24 protein-coding genes are annotated in these 21,284 nt (G+C 60.7%); 8 read left to right on the top strand and 16 right to left on the bottom strand.

Going from position 1 to position 21,284, the window contains the following annotated elements:
* Positions 1-49 precede the first annotated feature (49 nt).
* Positions 50-589 (bottom strand): GNAT family N-acetyltransferase, encoded by a 540-nt coding sequence (locus tag FHX06_RS02700; protein ID WP_281413319.1) that lies wholly within the window; start codon positions 587-589, stop codon positions 50-52.
* A gap of 273 nt (positions 590-862) precedes the next feature.
* On the opposite strand from FHX06_RS02700, the gene FHX06_RS02695 reads away from it, so the two are divergent.
* From FHX06_RS02695 to FHX06_RS02685, 3 genes are all read left to right on the top strand, one after another.
* Entirely contained in the window at positions 863-1,453 is a 591-nt protein-coding gene (locus FHX06_RS02695; protein ID WP_112541269.1) for a 3'-5' exonuclease, read from the top strand.
* Between the two features lie 88 nt (positions 1,454-1,541).
* The gene (locus tag FHX06_RS02690; protein ID WP_018115715.1) at positions 1,542-2,030 is read left to right on the top strand and encodes a CreA family protein; all 489 of its coding nucleotides are present in this window, start codon (positions 1,542-1,544) and stop codon (positions 2,028-2,030) included.
* Positions 2,031-2,157: 127 nt separating this feature from the next.
* A complete protein-coding gene (locus FHX06_RS02685) occupies positions 2,158-2,484 on the top strand; it encodes a hypothetical protein (RefSeq protein ID WP_113115182.1) in 327 nt (108 codons plus the stop codon).
* 121 nt (positions 2,485-2,605) lie between these two features.
* On the opposite strand, the gene FHX06_RS02680 is transcribed toward FHX06_RS02685, so the two are convergent.
* A complete protein-coding gene (locus tag FHX06_RS02680; protein ID WP_018115713.1) occupies positions 2,606-3,079 on the bottom strand; it encodes a chemotaxis protein CheW in 474 nt (157 codons plus the stop codon).
* Between the two features lie 2 nt (positions 3,080-3,081).
* Positions 3,082-5,049: a methyl-accepting chemotaxis protein gene (locus tag FHX06_RS02675; RefSeq protein ID WP_183878004.1), complete on the bottom strand. Its 1,968-nt coding sequence runs from the start codon at positions 5,047-5,049 to the stop codon at positions 3,082-3,084.
* Between the two features lie 433 nt (positions 5,050-5,482).
* Here FHX06_RS02675 and FHX06_RS02670 point away from each other — a divergent pair, with 433 nt between their 5' ends.
* Together FHX06_RS02670 and FHX06_RS02665 are read left to right on the top strand one after the other, a co-directional pair.
* Positions 5,483-6,085 (top strand): SCO family protein, encoded by a 603-nt coding sequence (locus FHX06_RS02670; RefSeq protein WP_112541273.1) that lies wholly within the window; start codon positions 5,483-5,485, stop codon positions 6,083-6,085.
* 58 nt (positions 6,086-6,143) lie between these two features.
* Positions 6,144-7,022, top strand: a complete 879-nt coding sequence (locus tag FHX06_RS02665; protein ID WP_183878002.1) for a 50S ribosomal protein L11 methyltransferase — start codon at positions 6,144-6,146, stop codon at positions 7,020-7,022.
* 187 nt (positions 7,023-7,209) lie between these two features.
* Here FHX06_RS02665 and FHX06_RS02660 read toward each other — a convergent pair whose 3' ends face one another.
* Positions 7,210-7,383, bottom strand: coding sequence for a hypothetical protein (locus FHX06_RS02660; protein ID WP_018115709.1), 174 nt, complete (start codon positions 7,381-7,383; stop codon positions 7,210-7,212).
* 277 nt (positions 7,384-7,660) lie between these two features.
* Here FHX06_RS02660 and FHX06_RS02655 point away from each other — a divergent pair, with 277 nt between their 5' ends.
* A complete protein-coding gene (locus FHX06_RS02655; protein WP_183878000.1) occupies positions 7,661-9,496 on the top strand; it encodes an aminopeptidase P family protein in 1,836 nt (611 codons plus the stop codon).
* A gap of 9 nt (positions 9,497-9,505) precedes the next feature.
* On the opposite strand, the gene FHX06_RS02650 is transcribed toward FHX06_RS02655, so the two are convergent.
* Together FHX06_RS02650 and FHX06_RS02645 are read right to left on the bottom strand one after the other, a co-directional pair.
* A complete protein-coding gene (locus tag FHX06_RS02650) occupies positions 9,506-9,814 on the bottom strand; it encodes an AzlD family protein (protein ID WP_018115706.1) in 309 nt (102 codons plus the stop codon).
* A gap of 1 nt (position 9,815) precedes the next feature.
* Complete coding sequence (locus FHX06_RS02645; RefSeq protein WP_183877998.1) at positions 9,816-10,547, bottom strand: AzlC family ABC transporter permease; 732 nt, start codon at positions 10,545-10,547, stop codon at positions 9,816-9,818.
* A 134-nt stretch (positions 10,548-10,681) separates the two neighbouring features.
* Here FHX06_RS02645 and FHX06_RS02640 point away from each other — a divergent pair, with 134 nt between their 5' ends.
* Positions 10,682-10,933 (top strand): DUF2164 domain-containing protein, encoded by a 252-nt coding sequence (locus tag FHX06_RS02640; RefSeq protein WP_183877996.1) that lies wholly within the window; start codon positions 10,682-10,684, stop codon positions 10,931-10,933.
* 52 nt (positions 10,934-10,985) lie between these two features.
* On the opposite strand, the gene pncA is transcribed toward FHX06_RS02640, so the two are convergent.
* The 5 genes from pncA to FHX06_RS02615 all read right to left on the bottom strand — a co-directional run bounded on the left by pncA (position 10,986) and on the right by FHX06_RS02615 (position 15,914).
* Entirely contained in the window at positions 10,986-11,609 is a 624-nt protein-coding gene (gene pncA / locus FHX06_RS02635; RefSeq protein ID WP_183877994.1) for a bifunctional nicotinamidase/pyrazinamidase, read from the bottom strand.
* A 207-nt stretch (positions 11,610-11,816) separates the two neighbouring features.
* Positions 11,817-12,326, bottom strand: a complete 510-nt coding sequence (locus tag FHX06_RS02630) for a GNAT family N-acetyltransferase (protein WP_183877992.1) — start codon at positions 12,324-12,326, stop codon at positions 11,817-11,819.
* Positions 12,323-12,649 carry a hypothetical protein gene (locus FHX06_RS02625; RefSeq protein WP_183846963.1) on the bottom strand — a complete coding sequence of 109 codons (327 nt, stop codon included), beginning with the start codon at positions 12,647-12,649 and terminating at the stop codon, positions 12,323-12,325. The genes FHX06_RS02630 and FHX06_RS02625 overlap by 4 nt, the downstream gene beginning before the upstream one ends.
* A 116-nt stretch (positions 12,650-12,765) precedes the next feature.
* Positions 12,766-13,260: a hypothetical protein gene (locus tag FHX06_RS02620; protein ID WP_183877990.1), complete on the bottom strand. Its 495-nt coding sequence runs from the start codon at positions 13,258-13,260 to the stop codon at positions 12,766-12,768.
* A 161-nt stretch (positions 13,261-13,421) separates the two neighbouring features.
* On the bottom strand, positions 13,422-15,914 hold the full coding sequence (locus FHX06_RS02615; protein ID WP_183877988.1) for an ATP-dependent helicase: 2,493 nt from the start codon (positions 15,912-15,914) through the stop codon (positions 13,422-13,424).
* A 172-nt stretch (positions 15,915-16,086) separates the two neighbouring features.
* Here FHX06_RS02615 and FHX06_RS02610 point away from each other — a divergent pair, with 172 nt between their 5' ends.
* Entirely contained in the window at positions 16,087-16,356 is a 270-nt protein-coding gene (locus FHX06_RS02610) for a hypothetical protein (RefSeq protein WP_113205643.1), read from the top strand.
* 9 nt (positions 16,357-16,365) lie between these two features.
* On the opposite strand, the gene FHX06_RS02605 is transcribed toward FHX06_RS02610, so the two are convergent.
* The 5 genes from FHX06_RS02605 to FHX06_RS02585 form a co-directional block, all read right to left on the bottom strand.
* Positions 16,366-17,043, bottom strand: a complete 678-nt coding sequence (locus FHX06_RS02605) for a YoaK family protein (protein WP_112541282.1) — start codon at positions 17,041-17,043, stop codon at positions 16,366-16,368.
* Between the two features lie 30 nt (positions 17,044-17,073).
* The gene (locus tag FHX06_RS02600; protein ID WP_183877986.1) at positions 17,074-17,955 is read right to left on the bottom strand and encodes a glyoxalase; all 882 of its coding nucleotides are present in this window, start codon (positions 17,953-17,955) and stop codon (positions 17,074-17,076) included.
* Between the two features lie 38 nt (positions 17,956-17,993).
* Positions 17,994-18,815, bottom strand: coding sequence for an alpha/beta fold hydrolase (locus FHX06_RS02595; protein WP_029868989.1), 822 nt, complete (start codon positions 18,813-18,815; stop codon positions 17,994-17,996).
* 127 nt (positions 18,816-18,942) lie between these two features.
* A complete protein-coding gene (locus FHX06_RS02590; protein ID WP_183877984.1) occupies positions 18,943-19,371 on the bottom strand; it encodes a DoxX family protein in 429 nt (142 codons plus the stop codon).
* Between the two features lie 10 nt (positions 19,372-19,381).
* A complete protein-coding gene (locus FHX06_RS02585; RefSeq protein WP_183877982.1) occupies positions 19,382-21,268 on the bottom strand; it encodes an amidohydrolase in 1,887 nt (628 codons plus the stop codon).
* Positions 21,269-21,284: the final 16 nt, after the last annotated feature.

The raw sequence follows: 21,284 nt of genomic DNA, 5'->3' as shown, positions 1-21,284 counted from the left end.
CTTGCGCCGAGGATCTGCGACACGAACCCGAGCATGACGTGTGAGAGGTTCACGCCCTCAGCCGCGCCATCGTATAGGCATCGACATATTGCCCGTCGCGATAGCCGAAGGAGCGGAGCAGGCCCTCTTTCTCGAAGCCGAATTTTTCATAGAGGCGGATGGCTGTCTCGTTATCCGTATAGACGGTCAATTCCACCCGCTTGATGTCGTGCCAGTTGTCGGCGGCGTCTAGCATGGCGGCCATCAGGAAAGTTCCGATGCCGCGACCGGTGAAATCATCGTGTACGCCCATGCCGAGACTGGCGGCGTGCTGGCGCCGCCCTTCAAAGCGGTTCATGCCGCCGTTGGCGACGAGCTTGCCATCGAGTTCGACGACGAGGTTGAGCGTGCCGGGTGAGGGGTTCTCCATGCGTTTGCGCACTGCGTCGATGCCTTGAAAAGGCGGGCGCAGCGTGCCGGCGCGGTAGCCCGGCAGGTTTATCAGTTCGGTGACGGCTTCGGCGTCGCTCATGCGCAAAGCACGAACGCTAAGGCTCTTCAGAGAAGGCTTTTCGGGCGGGGTATCCTGACTGGCTTGACTGGTCGACATGATGCTCTCCTTGGGTTTCAAAAGGAGGAGAGCGGAGTTTCAGAAAACCCTGCTCGCCTCGGCAGGGTTCTCGGGGATGATCAGACGGCTAGTGACGCACCATCTCTCCCGCGCACCCTGCAAGGGTCGTGGCGATAAGATGCATATTGTGGGTCACGGAGTTGATCATGAGCGGAAGTTTCGCCATTTGCGTGCAGATGTCAACAGGTCAAAATTTGCCTTCGGATGCGGCAGTCTTTATTCCGGTAGGACAGACGATTCGGATGTTTGCCCGTGAAGACCATCGCCATCGATTTCGAGACAGCCAACGAACAGCGCGGCAGTGCCTGCTCGGTCGGCCTTGCCTGGATCGAGGACGGGCAGGTGACGCGGGTCGAGGAGCGGCTGATCCGACCGCGGGACATGCGCTTTTCCGGCATGAATATCGCCATCCACGGCATTCGCCCCGAACATGTCGAAGATGCACCTGAGTTTCCCGAGGTGATGGACGAATTCCATGAGGATTTCCGGGGTGCGACGATGATCGCCCACAATGCCGCCTTCGATTTCAGCGTGTGGCGGGCGAGCCTCGACCTTTACCGGCAGTCCTATCCGGAGCTCACCTATCTCTGCAGCCTGAAGATGGCGCAGCGCATCTGGCCGCATTTCCTGTCGCATCGGCTGAACCTGATTGCCGAACATCTCGGTCTGCGCTTCGTGCACCATAATGCAGCCGAGGATGCCGCCGTCTGCGCGGCAGCGGCAATCGAGATGGCGAGGGCCGTCAAGGCTGCGACGGTTGCCGCCATCCCCGCTGCAATCGGCATGAAACCCGGCCGGCTGACCTCTGCCGGCTATGAGCCCTGCACCTGCCGCAAGGCGTGATTTTTGCTTTCCTGCAGAGGCTCGGGCGCTTTCTTGCAAAGGGTCCGTCCATTCTTATCTTAGCTTCCGGATCAACACGGGAGTTGCCATGTCCGCTTTGCGCAATCTTTTCCTCTCTGCAGCGTTCCTGACCATTTCTGCAGGCGCGACTTCTGCGGAAGTCGTCGGCAAGGTCGGGGTCGACTGGATCGGAAACGACATCATCATCGAGGCGGTTTCCGACCCTGAGGTGAAGGGGGTGACCTGCCATGTCACCTATTTCGACCGCAGCCTGATCGACCGGTTCAAGAACGGCAACTGGTTCGAAGACCCGTCAAACAATTCCATCGCCTGCCGCCAGACCGGGCCGATCGAGATCGGCAATATCGATATGTCCAAGGATGGCAGCGAGGTGTTTCGTCAGGGCATGTCGCTGATCTGGAAGACGCTTGCCGTCAACAGGATCTATGACAAGACAAACAACACGCTGATCTATCTCGCCCATTCGCGGCAGGTAACGGACGGTTCGGCGAAGATGTCGATTTCGACGATCCCGCTCTATGGGCAGGACGTGGTTTGGAAGAATGGCAAGCCTTGAGGGTCTAAGACGGTGTTTGGTCGCTTTAAGCCTTGAGGTTTCCGCAAGATGCCTTCAGGTACGGCTGAAACGCAATTGACGCCTAGCGATCAATTCAGGCGGTAGGAAATGTATGTTTAGACCAACAATGGTAACGATCTGCGAGCCTAAGCGACTGCTGGTCGAACTGGGAAAAGACCTGCGATCAGAGGCCTTAGTCGATCTCGGTTTCAAGAAGATTGACACCTACGAGAATGTCTATGCATTCCGCTCTGAAGAGCCTGAGAAGATTCACCTAATGTGTGAAACTCTGCGTGATATGAGCCTTCCTTATGCCACCCATCGACATGGAGGTGCAGATATCCATCTCGAGTGGTTTCGCGACAGAGGCTACGTCCACGGAAAATTTAAACGGATAAACTTTTTCGGCAACGACTTCGATGATGATGCGCCGTTCACCATTGAGGAATTTTGAACGAGAACGCCTGAGCCACCTGAGCGCAGGCTCGATATCCGGATGCGTCAGGAATTGGTGTCTGTCCTAACCAAAAAGGCCCGGACAAGCCGGGCCTTTGCATTCGAGATATCGAAGCGTATCAGGCAGCTTCGCGCGCCAGTTCGTCGGCAATGACCGTGTCGAGGTTGAGGAAGCAGACCATGGTCTTTTCCAGCGCGACGATGCCGCGGCAGAAGGCGCGCTGTGCCTCGGGGATGATTTCCGGCGCCGGCTGAAGGTCTTCGCTCTTGATGGTCATCATGTCGGAGACCTGTTCGACCAGCAGGCCGACCAGCTTGCCGGCGATATCGGTTACGATGATGGCGGAGCGCTCGGATGGTTCCGTCATCTTCATGCCGAGGCGGCAGGCCATGTCGATAACCGGGATCACGGCGCCGCGAAGGTTGATCAGTCCGAGGACGTAGGGCGGGGTGTGCGGCATCGGGGTCACCGGCGCCCAGCCGCGGATTTCGCGGATGGCCATGATGTCGATGCAGAATTCCTGATCGCCGAGGTGGAACGAAACGATTTCCAGATAGGCGCCCGACTGCTTGATGGCGTTGTTGTTGCTCATGATCAGAATTCTTCCCAGTTGTCTCCGGCCGGAGAGGAGGCGAGTTTCTTGGCGGCGGAGCCGCCCGTGAAGGCGCCCGCGACCTTGCCAATCAGGCTCCGTGCGGGTGAGGTTTTCGGATGCGAGGCTGCGGAGGCTTCTCGCGGCGTTTGACGGGCGTTCATGCCCTCGCCGATATTGAACTGCCTTACCAGTTGCGTCAGGTTTTCCGCATCGGTTGCGAGAGTGTGGCTGGCGGCGTTCGTTTCTTCCACCATGGCCGCATTCTTCTGCGTCGCCTGATCCATCTGGCTGATGGCTGTATTGATCTCGTTCAGTCCGACTGATTGTTCGCGCGCAGAGGTTACGATTGATTTAACATGACCGTCGATACGAAGAACATCTTCACCGATCTGGCGCAGAGCCTCGCCGGCAGCCGTCACCAGCTCGCCGCCGGTTTTGACTTCGGCGCCGGATTTGCTGATCAAGGCCTTGATATCCTTGGCTGCTCCGGCCGCGCGACCGGCCAGTTCGCGCACTTCCTGGGCGACGACCGCAAAACCCTTGCCGGCTTCACCCGCACGTGCGGCCTCGACACCGGCGTTGAGTGCCAGCAGGTTCGTCTGGAAAGCGATCTCATCGATGACGTTGATGATGGTGCCGATCTCGCGGGAGGCACCTTCGATTCGCTCCATCGCGGCCATGGCATCGCCGACGACGGCATCGGATTTCTCGGTATTCTGGCGGGTATGGGCGACCATGTTGCCGACTTCTTCGGCGCGGCTTGTGGCGTTGCGCACGGTGGCGGTGATCTCGTCCAGCGCCGCTGAGGTTTCTTCCAGCGAGGCGGCCTGCTGCTCCGTGCGCTTGGCGAGATCATCGGCGGCGGCGCGCATCTGATGGCTGTTGGCCTGGATCGAAGTGCTGTTCAGGGCAATGTCGCTCATCGCCCTGCGCAGGCGCACGGCCGTCTGGTTGAAGTCCTGACGCAGCCTTTCCAGCTCGTCGCGGAAGGGTTGATCGATGCTTGCGGTCAGGTCGCCGTTGGCAAGGCGGGTCAGGCCCTGTCCGAGAGCGGTGACGGCGTTGTTCAGCGCTTCCGTATCGGCAAGCTTGGCAGTTTCGCGCTCGCGGCGTTCGGCATCGCTGCGCTTGCGGTCGGTCTCGGTGCGGGCTTCCAGATCGATCTTTTCGATGGCTGCGAGGCGGAAGCTTTCGGCAGCGCGGGCCATTTCGCCGATCTCGTCGCCACGCTCCTTGCTGGCGACATTGGTTGTCAGGTCGCCGTTCATAATGCGCAGCATGCTTTCCCGCACGGAAGCAATGCCGCGGCTGATGGAGCCGCCATGGATGTATTGCAGGGCGGCCATGGTGAGGATGGCGATCAGGCCGAGCGCGATCTGGATGATCAGCGAGTTGTGGGAGGTGTCGTTGGCGCTTTCGATGCGATTGCGGGCAATAGCGGTGCCGTCATTGGCCAATTTGTCGAGGGTGCCTGTGAGCTTGTCGCCGGCGCTGTCGATCCGGTCGTCGATCTTGTCGAATTCGTCATCGGCGGCGCCCTGTTCGACGAGCGCCTTGAGATCCACCTGGATGGCCTGGCGGAGCGCGCCGACATCGGCATCGTAGCTCTTCAAGAGGTCGCCGGCTTTCAGCTCCTCGGCGAGCGCGCCTATTCCCTTCGAGCCGCTGGACAGCGTTGCGAGCGAGTCGGTAATGAGCTTCAGGCGGCCCGGCTGGATGGTCTTCTCGTCCTTGTCGACGATCATGTCCATGGCGGTAAGGACCAGCGTCAGATTGGCAACGCGCATGTCGTTGACGGTGTCGATACTCTGCTGGATTTCGTCCGTGCGGCGCAGGCCGGCATCGACCTGCATATTCTCGTACCAGCCGATGGCGATCATCGAGCCGAAGCCGATGAAAGCGGCCCCGCCGAGCGTCCAGAGCCGCTGGCCGACCGAAAGGCTTCTGCGAACCGTCGAATTTGTCATAAAGCCACCCTCCGCCTCAGGCGGTTTTCAGTTCCCTCGATTTTTATGCTGATCCGGTCCGTGTTCCGGCCGACATCATGTCGGAACAGCGACGAAGCGCTGTGTGCATTACTAAATATAGATATGCGCTATTAAGCCTTTCCTAACGATGTATTTCTTGGGGTTGCTTCGAGGTCTTCGCGGCAAGCCTTTAGAAAGGCGTGATAATTCGTCTTTGTACGACTTTTTCGCGGGGCAGTTGCCCGCATTTGGCATTGATGAAGGTGGGGCAATTAATCACGGGTGAGAAAACGCATTCTTGAATTGCGTGGCTGCGATCGCGACTATAATCACACGGGCGGGACGGATGGGGCATCCGCACTTTTGTTTTTAGGCAATTCCGGACGCAAAACCGCTGCGCATTTTTGCTGGAGTTGCTAGTAAGGAAAGTATCATGAAGAATTTCCGTATCGCCGTCTGGATCGCCGTGCTTGCGCTTGCGGGCGTGCTCGGCTGGTTCACGCTGGACCAGAGCCGGACGAGGGAGGTGGTGGCCGAGGGCCCGTTCGGCGTGCCGTTCACGCTGGTATCGCAGAGCGGCCAGCCGATTACGGAGCAGGCACTGCGCGGCAAGCCTACCGCCCTGTTCTTCGGCTTCACGCATTGCCCCGAAGTGTGCCCGACGACGCTCTTCGAGCTCAACGGCTGGATGGAGAAGGTCGATCCGCAGGGTAACAAGCTGCAGGCCTATTTCGTGACCGTCGATCCCGAGCGCGATACGCCCGAGATCATGAACCAGTATGTCTCCAACGTTTCCAAGCGCATCACCGGCATTTCCGGCTCGCCGGAGAAGGTCGCCGACGTCATCAAGGGCTTCCGCGTCTATGCCAAGAAGGTGCCGGTGGACGAGAACAATCCTGATGGAGACTACACGATGGACCACACGGCCTCGGTCTTCCTGCTCGATTCAGCCGGGCGTTTTTCGGGAACGATCTCCTATGGCGAAAACCCGGATACGGCGATAAAGAAGCTTGAGAATCTCGTCGCCAAGGGATGATCGGCAGCTTGAAGCATCGCGCCGGTCGCGAGCGACGCAACCGGAAAGATTGCCTATCGTGAGTGAAATCCGCCTTTACGTGTCGACAAGTGAAAAGCAGGCCGAAGAGATCCTCGACCTTCTGAGCGAGGTCTTCGGCGAAGAAGATTTCGCCATCGGCACCACCGAGATCGACGAAAAGAAAGATATCTGGGAAGCCTCCGTCTACATGATGGCGGAGGACGAGGCGGATGTGCGCAGTCGCATCGAGGAGGCGCTGGGGACGGCATTTCCCCATGCCGTGCTGTCGCGTGAGGTCATTCCGGATGTGGACTGGGTCGTCAAATCGCTGGAGGGGCTGAAGCCCGTCAGGGCAGGGCGCTTCCTCGTGCATGGCTCGCATGACCGGGACAAGGTGCGATCAGGCGATATCGCCATCGAGATCGATGCCGGCCAGGCGTTCGGCACGGGTCATCACGGCACGACCGCCGGCTGCCTTGAAGTGATCGACCGGGTTCTCAGGGCGCGCAAGGTGCGCAATGCCCTTGATCTCGGGACCGGCAGCGGCGTTCTGGCGATTGCCGTACGCAAGCTCAAGGACATTCCGGTGCTGGCAACGGATATCGATCCCATCGCCGTTGGTGTCGCGGCCGAGAATGTTCGCCGCAATGGCATTGCCAGCGGCATCCGCACGGTGACGGCGCCCGGCTTTCATTCGACGGCTTTTTCGGAGAATGGGCCCTTCGATCTCATCATCGCCAATATTCTGGCGCGGCCGCTGATCAAGATGGCGCCGCAGCTCGTCGCCAACCTGGCGCCGGGCGGATCGGTCGTCCTGTCCGGCATTCTCGCCAGTCAGCGCTGGAAGGTGTTGGCCGCCTATAATGGCGCGAGGCTGCGGCATGTGCGCACCATCTGGCGCAATGGCTGGGTGACGATCCATCTGGATCGTCCCTGACGCGTCCGCGAGGGTTTTTTCCAGAAAGAGAGACAAGAAAAAAGGCGGTGCCAGTGGCACCGCCTTGGACCGGCATTTAAATCCGGTCTTGCCCGCGAGCTCGAAGGAGGAGGATGCTCAAGCGGGCACTACTGCATTCCGATAGGCCTGTCCGGTGGAGGGGAGGAGGATCGGAAAGGCTTTAAGCTCAGAATGCGTAGCTCGGTGCGCCCTTGTGGCGCGTAGAACGCTGGCCTGCTGCGAGCACCTTGAGGCTGTCCTCATGCTGCGGGCGGCGGGCGCCGATGATATGACGCACAGTCTGGCGTTCGCCAGCCTGTACCGGGCTGCTGTAAGCGAAGCGCGAGAGAGAGGCGGTCATTTCAAAAAATCCTTTGTTGTGGTTCGTCGTGAACCGTTCGATGCGCCCTATGTAGCTATTCCGGCATGCGGTGGTAGAGGGTTTGTTTCATTGCAGCCATGCGTGCAATGCATGAAGCGTGCCAGTTTCCCACATCGAGACACATTTCTGCCAAATTATTGGGCGGCCGAGCCTTTCCGGGTGCTTCGCGTCGCTTTTTCTCCCCAATGACTGAAATTTCGCTAACATGGCCGCTATCCCATTAACCGGATTCGTTTCATTCATTCGGGTTTCCAGCATGTTTCAGTCTTTCGAAGTCACCTCCACGCCACAGTTCGGCAGGGAACGGGTTTCCGCACTGCGCGCCAGTTTCGACGCGCTTGGCATCGATGCCTTCCTCGTGCCGCGCGCCGATGAGTTCAACGGCGAATATGTGCCTGCCTGTGCGGAACGGCTCTCCTGGCTGACGGGCTTTACCGGCTCGGCGGGTATTGCGCTGATCACTCGCACGGAAGCGATCGTCTATGTCGACGGCCGCTACGTGACGCAGCTTGCGGAACAGGTGGACGGCTCGGTCTTTACCGGCGGCGATCTCGTCAACGAGCCGCCGCATGTCTGGCTTCCGGCGCATGGCAAAAAGGGGCTGAAGCTCGGCATCGATCCATGGCTGCATTCGGGTGCGGACGTTCGCAAGCTCGAAAAGGCGCTGTCGGAGATCGGCGGCGCACTGGTGTTCCTGCCGCATAATCCGCTCGACAAGCTGTGGGCCGACCGGCCTGCGGAGCCGCTTGGGGCGGTCACCATCCAGAACGTCGCCCAGGCGGGTGTCCTTGCAAAAGACAAGATCGCAACGATCGCCGCCGATCTCAGCAAGAAGAACCTCAAGGCGGTGCTGATCGCCGATCCCTCTTCCATTGCCTGGATCTTCAATATTCGTGGCGCCGACGTGCCGCACACGCCGCATCCGCTGGCGCGCGCCATCATCCATGCCGACGGCAAGGCCGAGATCTTCCTCGACAAGCGCAAAACCGGTATCGAGCCGGAAGCCTATCTCGCGCAGATCGCCACCCAGCTTGCGCCTTCGCTGCTTGACGAGAAGCTTGCTGCGGTCGCCAAGGAAGGCGGGCGTATCCTCATCGATCCCGATATCGCTTCCTACGCGCTTGCCGAGATCATCCGCAAGGCGGGCGGCGAGGTGGTCGAGGGCACCGATCCGGCGAAGCTGCCGCGGGCGGTGAAGAACAGCACCGAGATCAACGGCTCGGCTGCAGCCCATCTGCAGGATGGTGCCGCCATGGTGGAATTCCTCTACTGGCTGTCGCAGAACAAACCCGGCACGATCACCGAAATCGGTGCTGCCGAGCGGCTGGAGGCGGCTCGCGCCCGAATGGGCCAGAGCATGCAGAATCCGCTGAAGGATATTTCCTTCGACACGATCTCGGGTGCCGGCGAACATGCGGCCATCATGCATTACCGGGTGACGACCGCGACCGATCGTCGTATCCAGCCGGGCGAGCTCTTCCTGATCGATTCCGGCGCGCAATATATCAACGGCACGACCGATATCACCCGCACGGTCGGCATTGGTACGGTCAGCGAGGAGCACAAGCGCTTCTTCACGCTGGTGCTGAAGGGCATGATCCAGATCAGCACGGCGCGTTTCCCGAAGGGCACCCGCGGCTGCGATCTCGATCCGCTGGCGCGCATCGCGCTATGGCGGGCAGGGGCTGATTTCGCGCATGGCACCGGTCATGGCGTGGGCTCCTATCTCTCGGTTCACGAGGGACCGCAGCGCATTTCGCGGCTTTCGACGCAGGAACTGCTGCCGGGCATGATCCTGTCAAACGAGCCGGGTTATTACCGGCCGGGCCATTTCGGCATCCGCATCGAGAACCTGATCTATGTGCGGGAGGCGGAAGCCGTCGAGGGCGGCGACATGCCGATGCTCGGCTTCGAAACGCTGACCTTCTGCCCTATCGACCGCAACATCGTCATTCCTGAATTGCTGACGCATGACGAGCTGCACTGGTTCAATGACTATCACGATCGCACGCGCGAGGCGCTGATGCCGCTGATCCACGACCATGACGTCAAGGCATGGCTGGAAAATGCGACGCTGCCGCTGGAATACTGAGCCTCAGGTTTAAAGACCGATCGTGTGCCGCCAGGTCATGACGATGATCCAGGCGGCCACGAGCATCCAGGTATGCGAGAAGCGCAGGCCGATGACGAGGGCGACCGCAAGCGCCAGCTTCGAATCCCAGCCGCCGATGAAGAAGGCGGGCGCCACGAGCGTCGTCAGCACCGCCGCCGGTACGGCATTGAGTGCTGCTTCCATGCGCGGCGGAATGCGCTTCATCTTGGTGATCAGGATGTAGCCGCCGATGCGCGTCGCATAGGTCGCGGCTGCGGCAGCCAGGATCACGAGAGCCATGTGGAGATCGAATTGCATCTCAGACCTCGTGATTTTCGGTGTTGAGGGCGTCGGCTTCGAGATCCGGCTCCTCGGCAGGCAGAGGCATCAGCGCAGCCAGCATGATGCCGGCCGCAGCCCCCAGGCTCACATGCCAGGGCGAGCCCACGAAATGATAGGCAATGACCGAGGCGACGGCGCTCGTCAGCGCCACCGGCAGGAAATTGTCGCGTTTGCGGAAGCCGAGCACGATGCCAAGGAAATAGGTCGGCAGCAGGATATCGAGGCCGATCGTCTTGGGATCGCCGATAAGGGTACCGAGCATGCCACCAATGAGGCTGATCAGAACCCAGGGAATGTAGATGATGATGCCGAAGCCGAGATACCAGGTGAAGGTAACCGGCGTCCCTGCCTCGCCGCGCTTGACGGTTTCGGCAAATTGCGGATCGACCAGCAGGAAGAAGGTGAAGAACTTCTGCAGCGCGGTGAAGTGCCTGATGTAGCGGGCAATCGCTGCTGAATAGAGCACGTGGCGGAAATTGACGGCGAGGATGGAGAGGACGATCACCCAAGCCTGCACATTGTGGCCGAAAAGCTCGATACCGACCAGCTGGCTGGCGCCTGCATAAACGGAGGCGCTCATGAAAGTAAGTTCTGATAGCGACATGCCCTGCTCGGCGGCAAGGGCGCCGAACAACGCTCCGAACGGGGCAGAGGCGAGCGCCACGGGAAAGCCGCCCCGCAACCCTTCGACAAAGTCGGCGCGATTCATGGGATTACGTCCTGTTGGAATTGAAATTTCCCTCTATGGTGTCTCACCTGCGGCGGCAATTGAATTTCCTTGATTCACCAATCGATTTTGCTGAAGCGTTACCGGTTTACGTCACCGGCAAGGCGAGGGAGACAATGAAGAAGATCGAATTTTCCAAGGAAGAAAAGGCGGAGATCGTTTCGCAGATCCGCCAATATTTCGATCGCGAACTCGACCCGATCGGCGTGCTGCCGGCCGAATTCCTGCTGGAATTCTTCGCCGAGAAGATCGGACCCTATTTCCATAATCGCGGGCTCAGAGATGCGCACGCCGCCTTCGTGAAGAAGATGGAGGATTTCGGCGAAGAGATTTATCTGCTGGAGCGTGAGGAAGGGACGAAAGACTGAACAAGCCATAGTTTGCGCATGTCTTTATCGCAAAAGCTTTACGCGGCCTGCGTCAGTCGAGAATATCGGCGCTCTTGACGATATCGATGCCGTGCCCGCGCATCTCGTCGATCGCAGCAGCCACACCCTCGGGCGAGATGCCACGACTCGCGTCCTCGATGAGACGGACCTTCACGCCGGGAATGAGTTCCAGCGCATCGAGCGCAGAGAATTTGACGCAATAGTCGGTTGCCAGCCCGCAGACATCGAGCTCCGTCACACCCTGATCGACCAGGAAATCGGCCAGACCGGTCAGGGCATGCTGATCGTTGTCGCGGAAGGCGGAATAGCTGTCGACGTTCCTGTTTTCGCCCTTCTGCTGGATAAGGTCGATTTGAGCCGAGTGGAGTTTGGGATGCAGCTCGGCGTCGCGCGTATATTGCACGCAGTGATCTGGCCACAACATCTGCGGCTTGCCAGAGAGTTCGCCTATCTCGAAAGGTTGCTTGTCAGGATGCGAGGAGGCGAAACTTCCGTGATCGGCGGGATGCCAATCCTGCGAAGCGACGATAAGATCGTATTTGCCGCTGTCGATGAGGCTGTTGGCGACGGGGACGACTTCGTCGCCTTCGAGAACCGGCAGGTTGCCTCCGGGGCAGAAGCCATTCTGAATATCGACAAGCAGCAGCGCCTTCATCAAGCTATCCCTCACGCATATCGCATCGCAAAATGCCAATCACATTCGGCGCAATCAACTAGTGGATTTCCGGGGGGCCGGGCGCAAGTCCTATTTCTAGTATGAAGAGTGGCAAATCGCTGCATCAACGTATTTTTCTGTTGCCGTTCGCGCTTTACGCGAAAGCGGCAAGTATTTCGCGTTTTATATTAGGATTTATGCATGCGGCTACGGGGCCGGATGCCTGAAAACCAGATCATCGGGATCTCCGTCCTGACGCGCTGCCGTTGCATTCGGCACGGCGCCCAGCCGCTCGGCCAGCCTGATCGACCTCACATTGGGGCGGGCGATATAGCTCACCAGTGTCGTCAGGCCGCGCACAGCAAAAGCCCAATCGCGCAAGGCGACGGCTGCCTCATAGGCATAACCTTTACCCTCGGCCTGCGGGTAGACGAGCCAGCCGAGTTCCTTTTCAGGAAACAGCGGGCCGTGATTGATGCCGACCTGGCCGAGGCATTGCCCCGTAACCCGATCCTCCATCATCAGGGCGCCGTGGCCTTCGAGCGTCCAGAGCGCGACATCGTGGCAGAACATGCCCCAGGCGGCCTTGGTCGAATGCGGACCGCCCATATAGAGGGCTCGGTCGGAGATCATCAGTGCATGATAGTCTGGCCAGTCCGCCATTGCGGGAGCCCGCAGGATCAATCGTTCGGTGTGAAGGGTCGGTATGGTCGTCATCGGATGTCTTGTGCCTGCGTGGACCTGGACTGAAGGTAAGTCGCAATTGCATCCGCGGTTTGAATCGCGGCACCTTGAATCGCATCATTAACAGGCCCGAGGCCCATTTTGATGACGACGATCTCTTCTAGGTAAGCAGCGACTGCCGCGGGCATCGAGCCGTGAAGGAGCATATTGGCAGCGTGTAGAAGATAGGAATCGTATTCGCTGGTGGCGATGGTTCGCCATGCCGGATCATCTACTTGCCTGATGCCGATCGGATCCCAGTGATCCCAGCCAATCCGGCGCAGTATTTTCATATCAACTGTTGAATGATCAGCCATTTCTGCAGCCTCTCCGATAAATCAGGCCCGCGCAAGCAGCGGCGAAGGGAGAAGTCTGCGACCTCGTAAAGCGTTTGGCCCAATCAGCGAGGCTCCCCCGGCGGAGCCTCATTGCATCAGGCCGTCTTGTCGCTCTCGCCGGTGGCTACGGGCGAGTTACCATAGGTCGTCTGGTATGCGCGAAGCGCGGTCTGCATGTCGGTCAGGACTTTGGCCATCAGGCCGCCGTCCTGATCGTCACCGCCGGCGGCGGCAATCTTCTGCGGGTCGGCGGAAAGAAGTTCCGATGTGGTCAACTTGCCATCGCCATTCGCATCCAGGGCAGCGAGCGCACCCTTGGAGTCATCACCGTTGTCATCGGTGCCGGCCTTGCTGTCGTCGTCCGTCTTCTGGAGCGAGAGCATAAGCGCCAGAATATCGGCTGCGATCTTCTGAACGACATCGGAGCCGGACGAATCGTCATCTCCGGCGGACGAGGGGTTGGTGGATGAGGACTTTGAAGCGGCGGCAAGCTCGTCCGCAGAGACGACGCCGTCACCGTTCTTGTCGAGAGGATTGAGAGGGGCTTGGTACTGGGTCAGCGTGCTGCCCAGAGCTGAAACACTGGTCACTTGAACCTCCTTTGAAGGTCTTGTGAAGCCTGCCTTTCATGGGCGGGCAATGACCGGGCTAGGCCTGTTCGCGAGTCGGGTCAAAGCGGCGTTTTGTCATCTGGAGAAGCGCGTTCGGCTGCGCGTGTGATTCCCGACCACACGCCAAGGAAGGTGAGCGGTCAGACCCGCTCCACAAATCCGTCGAGCACCCGCTTCTGGCCGGCGCGATCGAAATCGATCGTCAGCTTGTTGCCTTCGATGCCGGATATGGAGCCGTTGCCGAACTTGATGTGGAAGACTCGATCGCCGAGAGCGAAGCGTGAGGGTTCGGTGGCTGTGGATTTCGCCACCAGTTCGCCCTCGATCGTGCGGCCGCGCGGGCCGCTTTCGCCGTAGCCGATGCGCTCCACGGCGTGGCCGGAGCGGGTGCCCCAGTTGTCGCGGGTGGCGTCGGTCTTATTCTGCTGGGCGCGTTTCCAGCCGGGCGTGGAATAGGAATTGGCGAATGGGTCGGCCTTGTCGAAGCGGGACTGGCCATAACCGCCGCCGCGGCCGTAGCCACCGTAATTCTGCTCCATCTCGGCCACTTCCACATGGGTTTCCGGCAGCTCGTCGAGGAAACGCGAGGGGATGGTCGATTGCCAGAGGCCGTGGATGCGGCGGTTCGAGACGAACCAGATGTGGCAGCGGTGCTTGGCGCGGGTGATGCCGACATAGGCGAGGCGGCGTTCTTCCTCGAGGCCGGCGCGGCCGGACTCATCGAGGGAGCGCTGATGCGGGAAGAGGCCTTCCTCCCAGCCCGGCAGGAAGACGGTGTCGAATTCCAGACCCTTGGCCGAGTGCAGCGTCATGATGGAGACGGCGTCGAGATTTTCGTTGGTCTCGGCATCCATGACCAGGGAGACGTGCTCGAGGAAGCCGCGCATGGATTCGAAGCTGTCCATGGAGCGGATGAGTTCCTTGAGGTTTTCAAGGCGACCCGGCGCTTCGGCGCTCTTGTCGTTCTTCCACATGTCGGTATAGCCCGACTCTTCGAGGATCTGCTCGGCAAGCTCGGTATGTGGTGTGTTTTCAAGCAGTTCCTGCCAGCGGCGGAAAGATTGAATCACGTCGAAAAGGGCTTTGCGGGCCTTCGGCTTCAGCTCGTCCGTCTCGATCATGTCGGCAGCGGCCGCCAGCATCGGGATATCGCGGGCACGGGCATAATCATGAAGCGCGCGTACCGTCGTATCGCCGAGGCCGCGTTTGGGCGTGTTGATGATGCGCTCGAAGGCGAGGTCGTCGGCCGACTGCGAGACCAGGCGGAAATAGGCCATGGCATCGCGGATTTCGAGGCGCTCGTAGAAGCGGGGGCCGCCGATGACGCGGTAGTTCAGGCCAAGCGTGACGAAGCGGTCTTCGAACTCGCGCATCTGGAAGGAGGCGCGCACCAGGATCGCCATGTCGTTCAGCAGATGCTTCTTGCCGTCGGCATCGCCGCGCTGCAGGCGCTCGATTTCCTCGCCGATGGCGCGGGCCTCTTCCTCCGAGTCCCAGGAGGCATGGACCTGCACCTTGACGTCGTCAGGATCGGAGCGATCGGTGAAGAGCGTCTTGCCGAGGCGGCCTTCATTATGGGTGATGAGATGGGCGGCGGCACCGAGGATATGGGCTGTGGAGCGATAGTTGCGCTCCAGCTTGATGACCTTGGCGCCCGGAAAATCCTTTTCGAAGCGCAGGATATTGTCCACCTCAGCGCCACGCCAGCCATAGATCGACTGGTCGTCGTCGCCGACGCAGCAGACATTCTGTGGCTCGCCCTTGGCGCGCTGGGCGAGAAGCCGCAGCCACATGTACTGGGCGGTGTTGGTGTCCTGGTACTCGTCGACGAGGATGTAACGGAACTTCTGGTGATATTCCTTCAAGAGGTCCGGCTGCTTGCGGAAGATCGCGATCGGATGCATCAGGAGATCGCCGAAATCGCAGGCGTTCAGCGTCGACAAGCGGTTCTGATAGGCGAAATAGAGATCGCGGCCGCGGCCATTGGCAAAAGCGCGCGCGTCTCCCTCAGGAATATCGGCGGGGCCGAGTCCTTTATTCTTCCAAGTGTCGATCATGCCGGCGAACTGCTTGGCCGGCCAGCGCTTGTCGTCGAGGCCTTCGGCCTGGATCAGCTGCTTGATGAGGCGGACCACATCATCTGTATCGAGGATGGTGAAATCGGAGCGCAGGCCGACGAGCTCGGCATGGCGGCGCAGGAGCTTGACGCCGATCGAGTGGAAGGTGCCGAGCCAGGGCATGCCTTCGACGGCGCCGCCGACGAGAAGCGCGATACGCTCCTTCATCTCGCGGGCGGCCTTGTTGGTGAAGGTCACGGCGAGGATCTGCGAGGGGAAGGCGCGGCCGGTCTGGAGAATATGGGCGATGCGGGTGGTGAGCACGCGCGTCTTGCCGGTGCCGGCGCCGGCAAGCACGAGGACCGGGCCTTCCAGCGTCTCGACTGCTTCGCGCTGTTCCGGGTTCAGGCCGGTGAGATAATCGGGGCGGCCGCCGTCGCGGGCTGCCATGGCGCGGGCGGCAATGCCGCCGCCGGCGGTGGGCGCCCTCGCTGGAGCGGCAGGCTGTTGCGGCTTGCGCGGCGCATCGCCCGGTTCCTCGTCGAAGAAGGGCATATCGTCGAAACTATTGCTCATGGCGCGTAATGTAGTGATTCGGGAAGGAAAGACCAGAAAAGATGTTCTGCTTTCATTCCCAGCGGCTGCGCTATCCTCAGCAGGTTTGGTTGCCCGGTCCGGAAGCCTGCGCAGGAGTTGTGGTCCTCCTGGACCTCAACTATGGTTTCGCGCCAGCCATCGGGAGAGCCATATGCATGTCATCGCCATTCTTGCCAATCTCATCCTGCTGATCGCCGTTGTCGCGCTGATCGCGGCGAATGGTTTGCCGGACAGTGGTGAAGGCCTCGGAACCGTCCTCGCCGCGATCGTGTCTCCCGTGTTGAGCACGATCGCCTTGCTGCGCCGTAATGGATCGGTTGCTGAACTCATTTCGCTTGAGATTCGGGCACGCAAGGCGACGCTGCGACAGCGCATTGCCGTGGCTGAGGCTGTGACCGCCGGCAGCGGCATCAGCGGCTAAGGGCCGTTCTCAGGCAGACTTCGGCCCGGCAAAGGCCAGGCAGACCGACACCAGGGCAAAGAGCGGCGGTAGCGCCAGGCACCAGATGCCGACGGTGGCAAAGAGCAGGGCGGCCAGGCCGCAGCCGAGCGCGAAAGCGGCCACTGCAATTGCCATGCGCGACAGGCGGCCTTTCACTGTCTTTGCCTGATCTCCTGACATGCCATGGGCGAGATCGCCGAGATCGATCATGATCTGCGTCGTCGTGCCGGTCATCAGCGTGCTCGGCGGTGACGCGCCGAGATGGATGCGGTGAGCGGCGTTCTGGACCGCCATGGCGATGACGAGCAGCATGCCGGTTGCGACCAACGGCAGGCCATCCGGATTGGTGAAGGGCGAAAGCCAGATGGCGCAGGCGCCGCCAGCGATCAGGAACAATAGCTTGATGACGAGCAGGATGCGCAAACCCTTCTCGTCACCGGCGGGCACCTTGTAGGTGAGGTAGCGCAGCAGGAGGATCGTCAGGCAGAAGACGGGCAGCGCCAGAAGCTTGGCGATGATGCCCGACGTGCCGTGGGTCAGCGCTGCACCAAGGGTGACGAAGTTGCCGGTGACATGGGCGGGAAAGAGACCTCCAAGTGCCAGGAAGCCTGCTGTATCGACATAACCACCGGTAAAGCTCAGAAGCACGGGCAGGGCTGGGCGCATCGGTCTTTTCCCCCTCTGTATATTCGTTCGTCAGTGTGCCGAGACGGCGTGGATTTCGGCAATATAGCCGCCCGGAAATTCCACCATGGCTGCTCGGCGCTCGCCGGACTGATAGGGCTCGACGAGGATTTCAGCACCGCTGTCCCTGGCTTTCTGGAGCGTCGCATCAAGATCGGCCGTCTCATAGCCGGTCATCTCGCGGCCGTAGGGGAAGGGCAGATGGCCGTCGGTGACCAGTACGGTCATGCGGCCGAAGACGGATTCGATGCGCAAGCGGTGAAAGGTCTGATCCGGAAGGCCGATCTCGATACCCGGCGCCTTCTCTTCATCGGAAACGACCCTGCCGTGCGAGAAGGTAAGGAAGGCGTGGGTGAAAGCCGCGGCGCGATCAGCCGACACGTAGACCCGGTTTTCCGGGACTGTCGTGAAGGCCGGATAATTTGGCGTGGTCGTGTGCCAGTAAAGCTGCATGTTGATGCCGCCCGGCCACTGGATGACGGCGTCGCGGCCGATCGGGTCGGGGAAGGCTGAGACGATCACGTCGGCGCCGGCAGCCTTGGCGGCGGCTACGGCCTTGTCGAGATCGGTGACGAGGTAGCCGGTGCGCTCGCTGCCGAACGGGTAGGGGATCGGCGTCTTGAAGCCGAAGAGCGAGACGGTGCCAACCGGTGTCTGCAGGAGCTGCGACGTGGTGCTGCTTGGCGTCGGCGTCACCGTTGCCGTCACCTGCCTGGTGCTGGTGCCGCCGAAGGTGGCGAGGAAGCTCCTGGCGAAGGCGTCCACGTCGCCAGGGGCGACATAGACATGGGTCGTATCATATTGCGCGCCGACGCCTGATTGTGGCGAGGCGGCAAGGGCCGGAGCGCCGGTCAGGCCGAGAAGGGCAACAAGGGCTAACGATAGACGAAGCATGTATGATCTCCTTCGGCCCGGCCGGCCGCTCTCATGGATTACGCCTTGATGAAGGCGAGAACGTCGGCGTTGAACTTGTCGGCTTCGGTCTGGGCAAGACCGTGCGGGGCGCCCGGATAGACCTTCAGCGTGCCGTTCTTCAGAAGCTTGATGCCCTTTTCGGCGGCGGCCTTGATCGGCACGATCTGGTCGGCATCGCCGTGAATGAGCAGCGCCGGGACGTCGATCTTCCTGAGGTCGTCGCTGTAATCGACCTCGGAGAATTCATGGATGCAGTCGTAATGGCCCTTGATGCCGCCGGCCATGCCCATCAGCCAGAAGGTTTCGCGCAGGCCCTCATTGACCTTCGCGCCGTCGCGGTTGAAGCCGTAGAAGGGCATGGTCAGATCGCGGTAGAACTGCGAACGGTCGCCGGCCGTGCCCTTGCGGATGCCGTCGAAGACTTCGATCGGCGTGCCCTCGGGATTGGCAGGGGTCTTCAGCATCAGCGGCGGCACGGCGCCGACGAGCACGACCTTGGCGACGCGACTCGTGCCATGGCGGCCGATATAGTGGGCGACTTCGCCGCCGCCGGTGGAGTGGCCGATCATGACGAGGTTCTTCAGATCGAGCTTCTCGATGAGCTCGGCGAGGTCATCGGCATACTGATCCATATTGTTGCCGTTCCACGGCTGGGAGGAACGGCCGTGGCCGCGGCGGTCATGAGCGATGACACGGTAGCCCTGCTGGGCGAAATATAGCATCTGCACTTCCCAGGCATCGCCCGAGAGCGGCCAGCCATGGGAGAAGAGGATCGGCTGGCCATTGCCCCAATCCTGATAATAGATCGTCGTTCCATCCTTGGTGGTGATCGTCGGCATCGTCTCTGTCCTATGCTTGGGGTTGGGAGGTATCGCCTGCTGGCGCGATTTTCTGCACCGTGGTGCGTGACGCGATCAGGAAACATGTTTCAAATGGCCGTGTAAGCGATCCTTTGGTGTAGGTTGCCTATGCCTTTTGCCCGAGATCGAGCCAGGCGACGAGCAGGAAGCCGCCGACGAGACCGAGATGCTCGAAGAAGGAATTGGCGGCCATGAAGCGCTCCATTCCCACGGGCAATTCCCAGAAACGCAGGGCGAGGAAAGTGGCCATCAGCGTGAAGCCGCCGAGCGCGAGCGCGCCAAGCCAGCGCAGGAAACCGGCGACAATCATGAGCGAGGCGGCAAGCTCCATAATGATGACGATCGCCGCAAAGACTGGTGCCGGCGACAGGCCGAAATGGGTCATTTCGCCGATCGCGCCCGGAAAATCCGTAAGCTTGTTGAGGCCGCCCTGCAGATAGGCGGCGCAGAGGCAGAGATAGGCGATGAAGCGCATCCACGCTGCCCCGAAAAGAGGGCGGACGAAGGATGCAAGCCGGATTTCAAAGGCATGCATGCATCTATCCTCAAACGGCCCAGCAGGCGCAGCCGAGCGCACCCCAGAAGCTCTTGAGATCGGAGACTGGCGCCTTCGAACCCCAGGCATCAGCGTGGGCATGGCCATGGACATTGCAATCATTGGCGCAGCCGCAGGCGGAGATCAGGCGGCGGTGCAGCGAGTTCTTGCCGGCACCTTCGGGTTCGCCCCAGGCGGCATATCCCTTGAAGCTGCGCACCGGCGACCAGTCGGGCATGGCCGGCGGAACCGGGTTTTCGTCGAGACTGGCGAAAGTGCCTGATCCGTACACGATCTTGCCGCCGACCATGGTGAGCTCCGAGGTGAGGAAGGAGATTTCCTCTTCGGCACAGGCGAAGAAATCCTTGTCCGGCACGATGAGGTCGGCGAACTGGCCCTTTTCGATGCGGCCCTTCTTGCCTTCCTCATTGGAAAACCAGGTGACGTTTTCCGTCCACATGCGCAGTGCCGTTTCGCGGTCCAGGCAATTGCGGCGGGGATAGATCGCCAAACCGCCGATGGTGCGGCCCGTGATCATCCAGGAGAGCGAGACCCAGGGATTATAGGAGGCAACGCGCGTGGCATCAGTGCCGGCCGAAACCTTCACACCCTTTTCCAGCATGCGGGCAACGGGCGGGGTGGCTTCTGCGGCGCCCACGCCGTAGCGCTCGACGAAATATTCGCCCTGGTAGGCCATGCGGTGTTGCACGGCGATGCCGCCGCCAAGGGCTGCGATGCGGTCGATCGACTGTTCGGAAATGGTCTCGGCATGGTCGAAGAACCAGTTGAGGCCTTCGAGCGGGATATCCTGATTGACCTTCTCGAAGACATCGAGCGCGCGGCTGATCGTCTCGTCATAGGTGGCGTGCAGACGCCAGGGCCAGCGGTTTTCGGCAAGCACGCGCACGACCTCTTCCAGCTCGCCTTCCATTTCCGGTGGCATATCCGGACGCGGCTGGCGGAAATCCTCGAAATCGGCGGCGGAAAAGACCAGCATTTCGCCGGCGCCGTTGTGGCGGAAATAGTCGTTGCCCTGCTTGTATTTCACCGACGCCGTCCAGTTCAGGAAATCCTCCTTCTCCGCTTTCGGCTTCTGGGTGAAGAGATTGTAGGCGAGACGGACGGTCATCTGGCCGTCATCGGCGAGTTTCTGGATGACGGCATAGTCATCGGGATAGTTCTGGAAACCGCCGCCGGCATCGATCACGCCTGTGACGCCCAGGCGGTTCAGCTCGCGCATGAAGTGGCGGGTGGAATTGACCTGATAGTCGAAGGGCAGTTTCGGCCCCTTTGATAGCGTCGAATAGAGAATGCCGGCGTTGGGCTTGGCAAGCAGCAGACCGGTCGGATTGCCTTGGGCATCGCGGGTGATCTCGCCGCCGGGCGGGTTCGGCGTCTCCCTGGTATAGCCGACGGCGCGCAGCGCGGCGCCATTCAGAAGGGCGCGGTCATAAAGATGCAGGATGAAGACCGGGGTATCGGGCGCGACGGCGTTGATTTCGTCGATGGTCGGCAACCGCTTCTCAGCGAACTGATGTTCGGTGAAACCGCCGACGATTCGCACCCATTGCGGCGCAGGTGTGATGGCCACCTGGCGCTTCAGCATTTTCATCGCGTCGGCGAGCGAGCGCACGCCGTCCCAGCGCAGCTCCATGTTGAAATTCAGACCGCCTCTGACGACGTGGGTGTGATTGTCGATCAGGCCGGGAAGGACGCGTTTGCCCTTGAGATCGACGATCCTGGTCTCCGGTCCCTTGAGCGCCATGATCTCGGCGTCGTGGCCGACGGCGAGGAACCTGCCGTCCTTCACGGCAACGGCGGTCGCGGCCGGGTTGGAGCGGTCGAGCGTGGTGATCAGCCCGTGATGCAGGATGAGGTTGGCGGTCGTGTTTTCCATGGTCTTCGTCCTCGAG

The sequence above is a fragment of the Rhizobium sp. BK512 genome (genome assembly GCF_014194915.1).
Lineage (GTDB): Bacteria > Pseudomonadota > Alphaproteobacteria > Rhizobiales > Rhizobiaceae > Rhizobium.
This window is presented reverse-complemented; position numbering and strand designations above follow the sequence as displayed.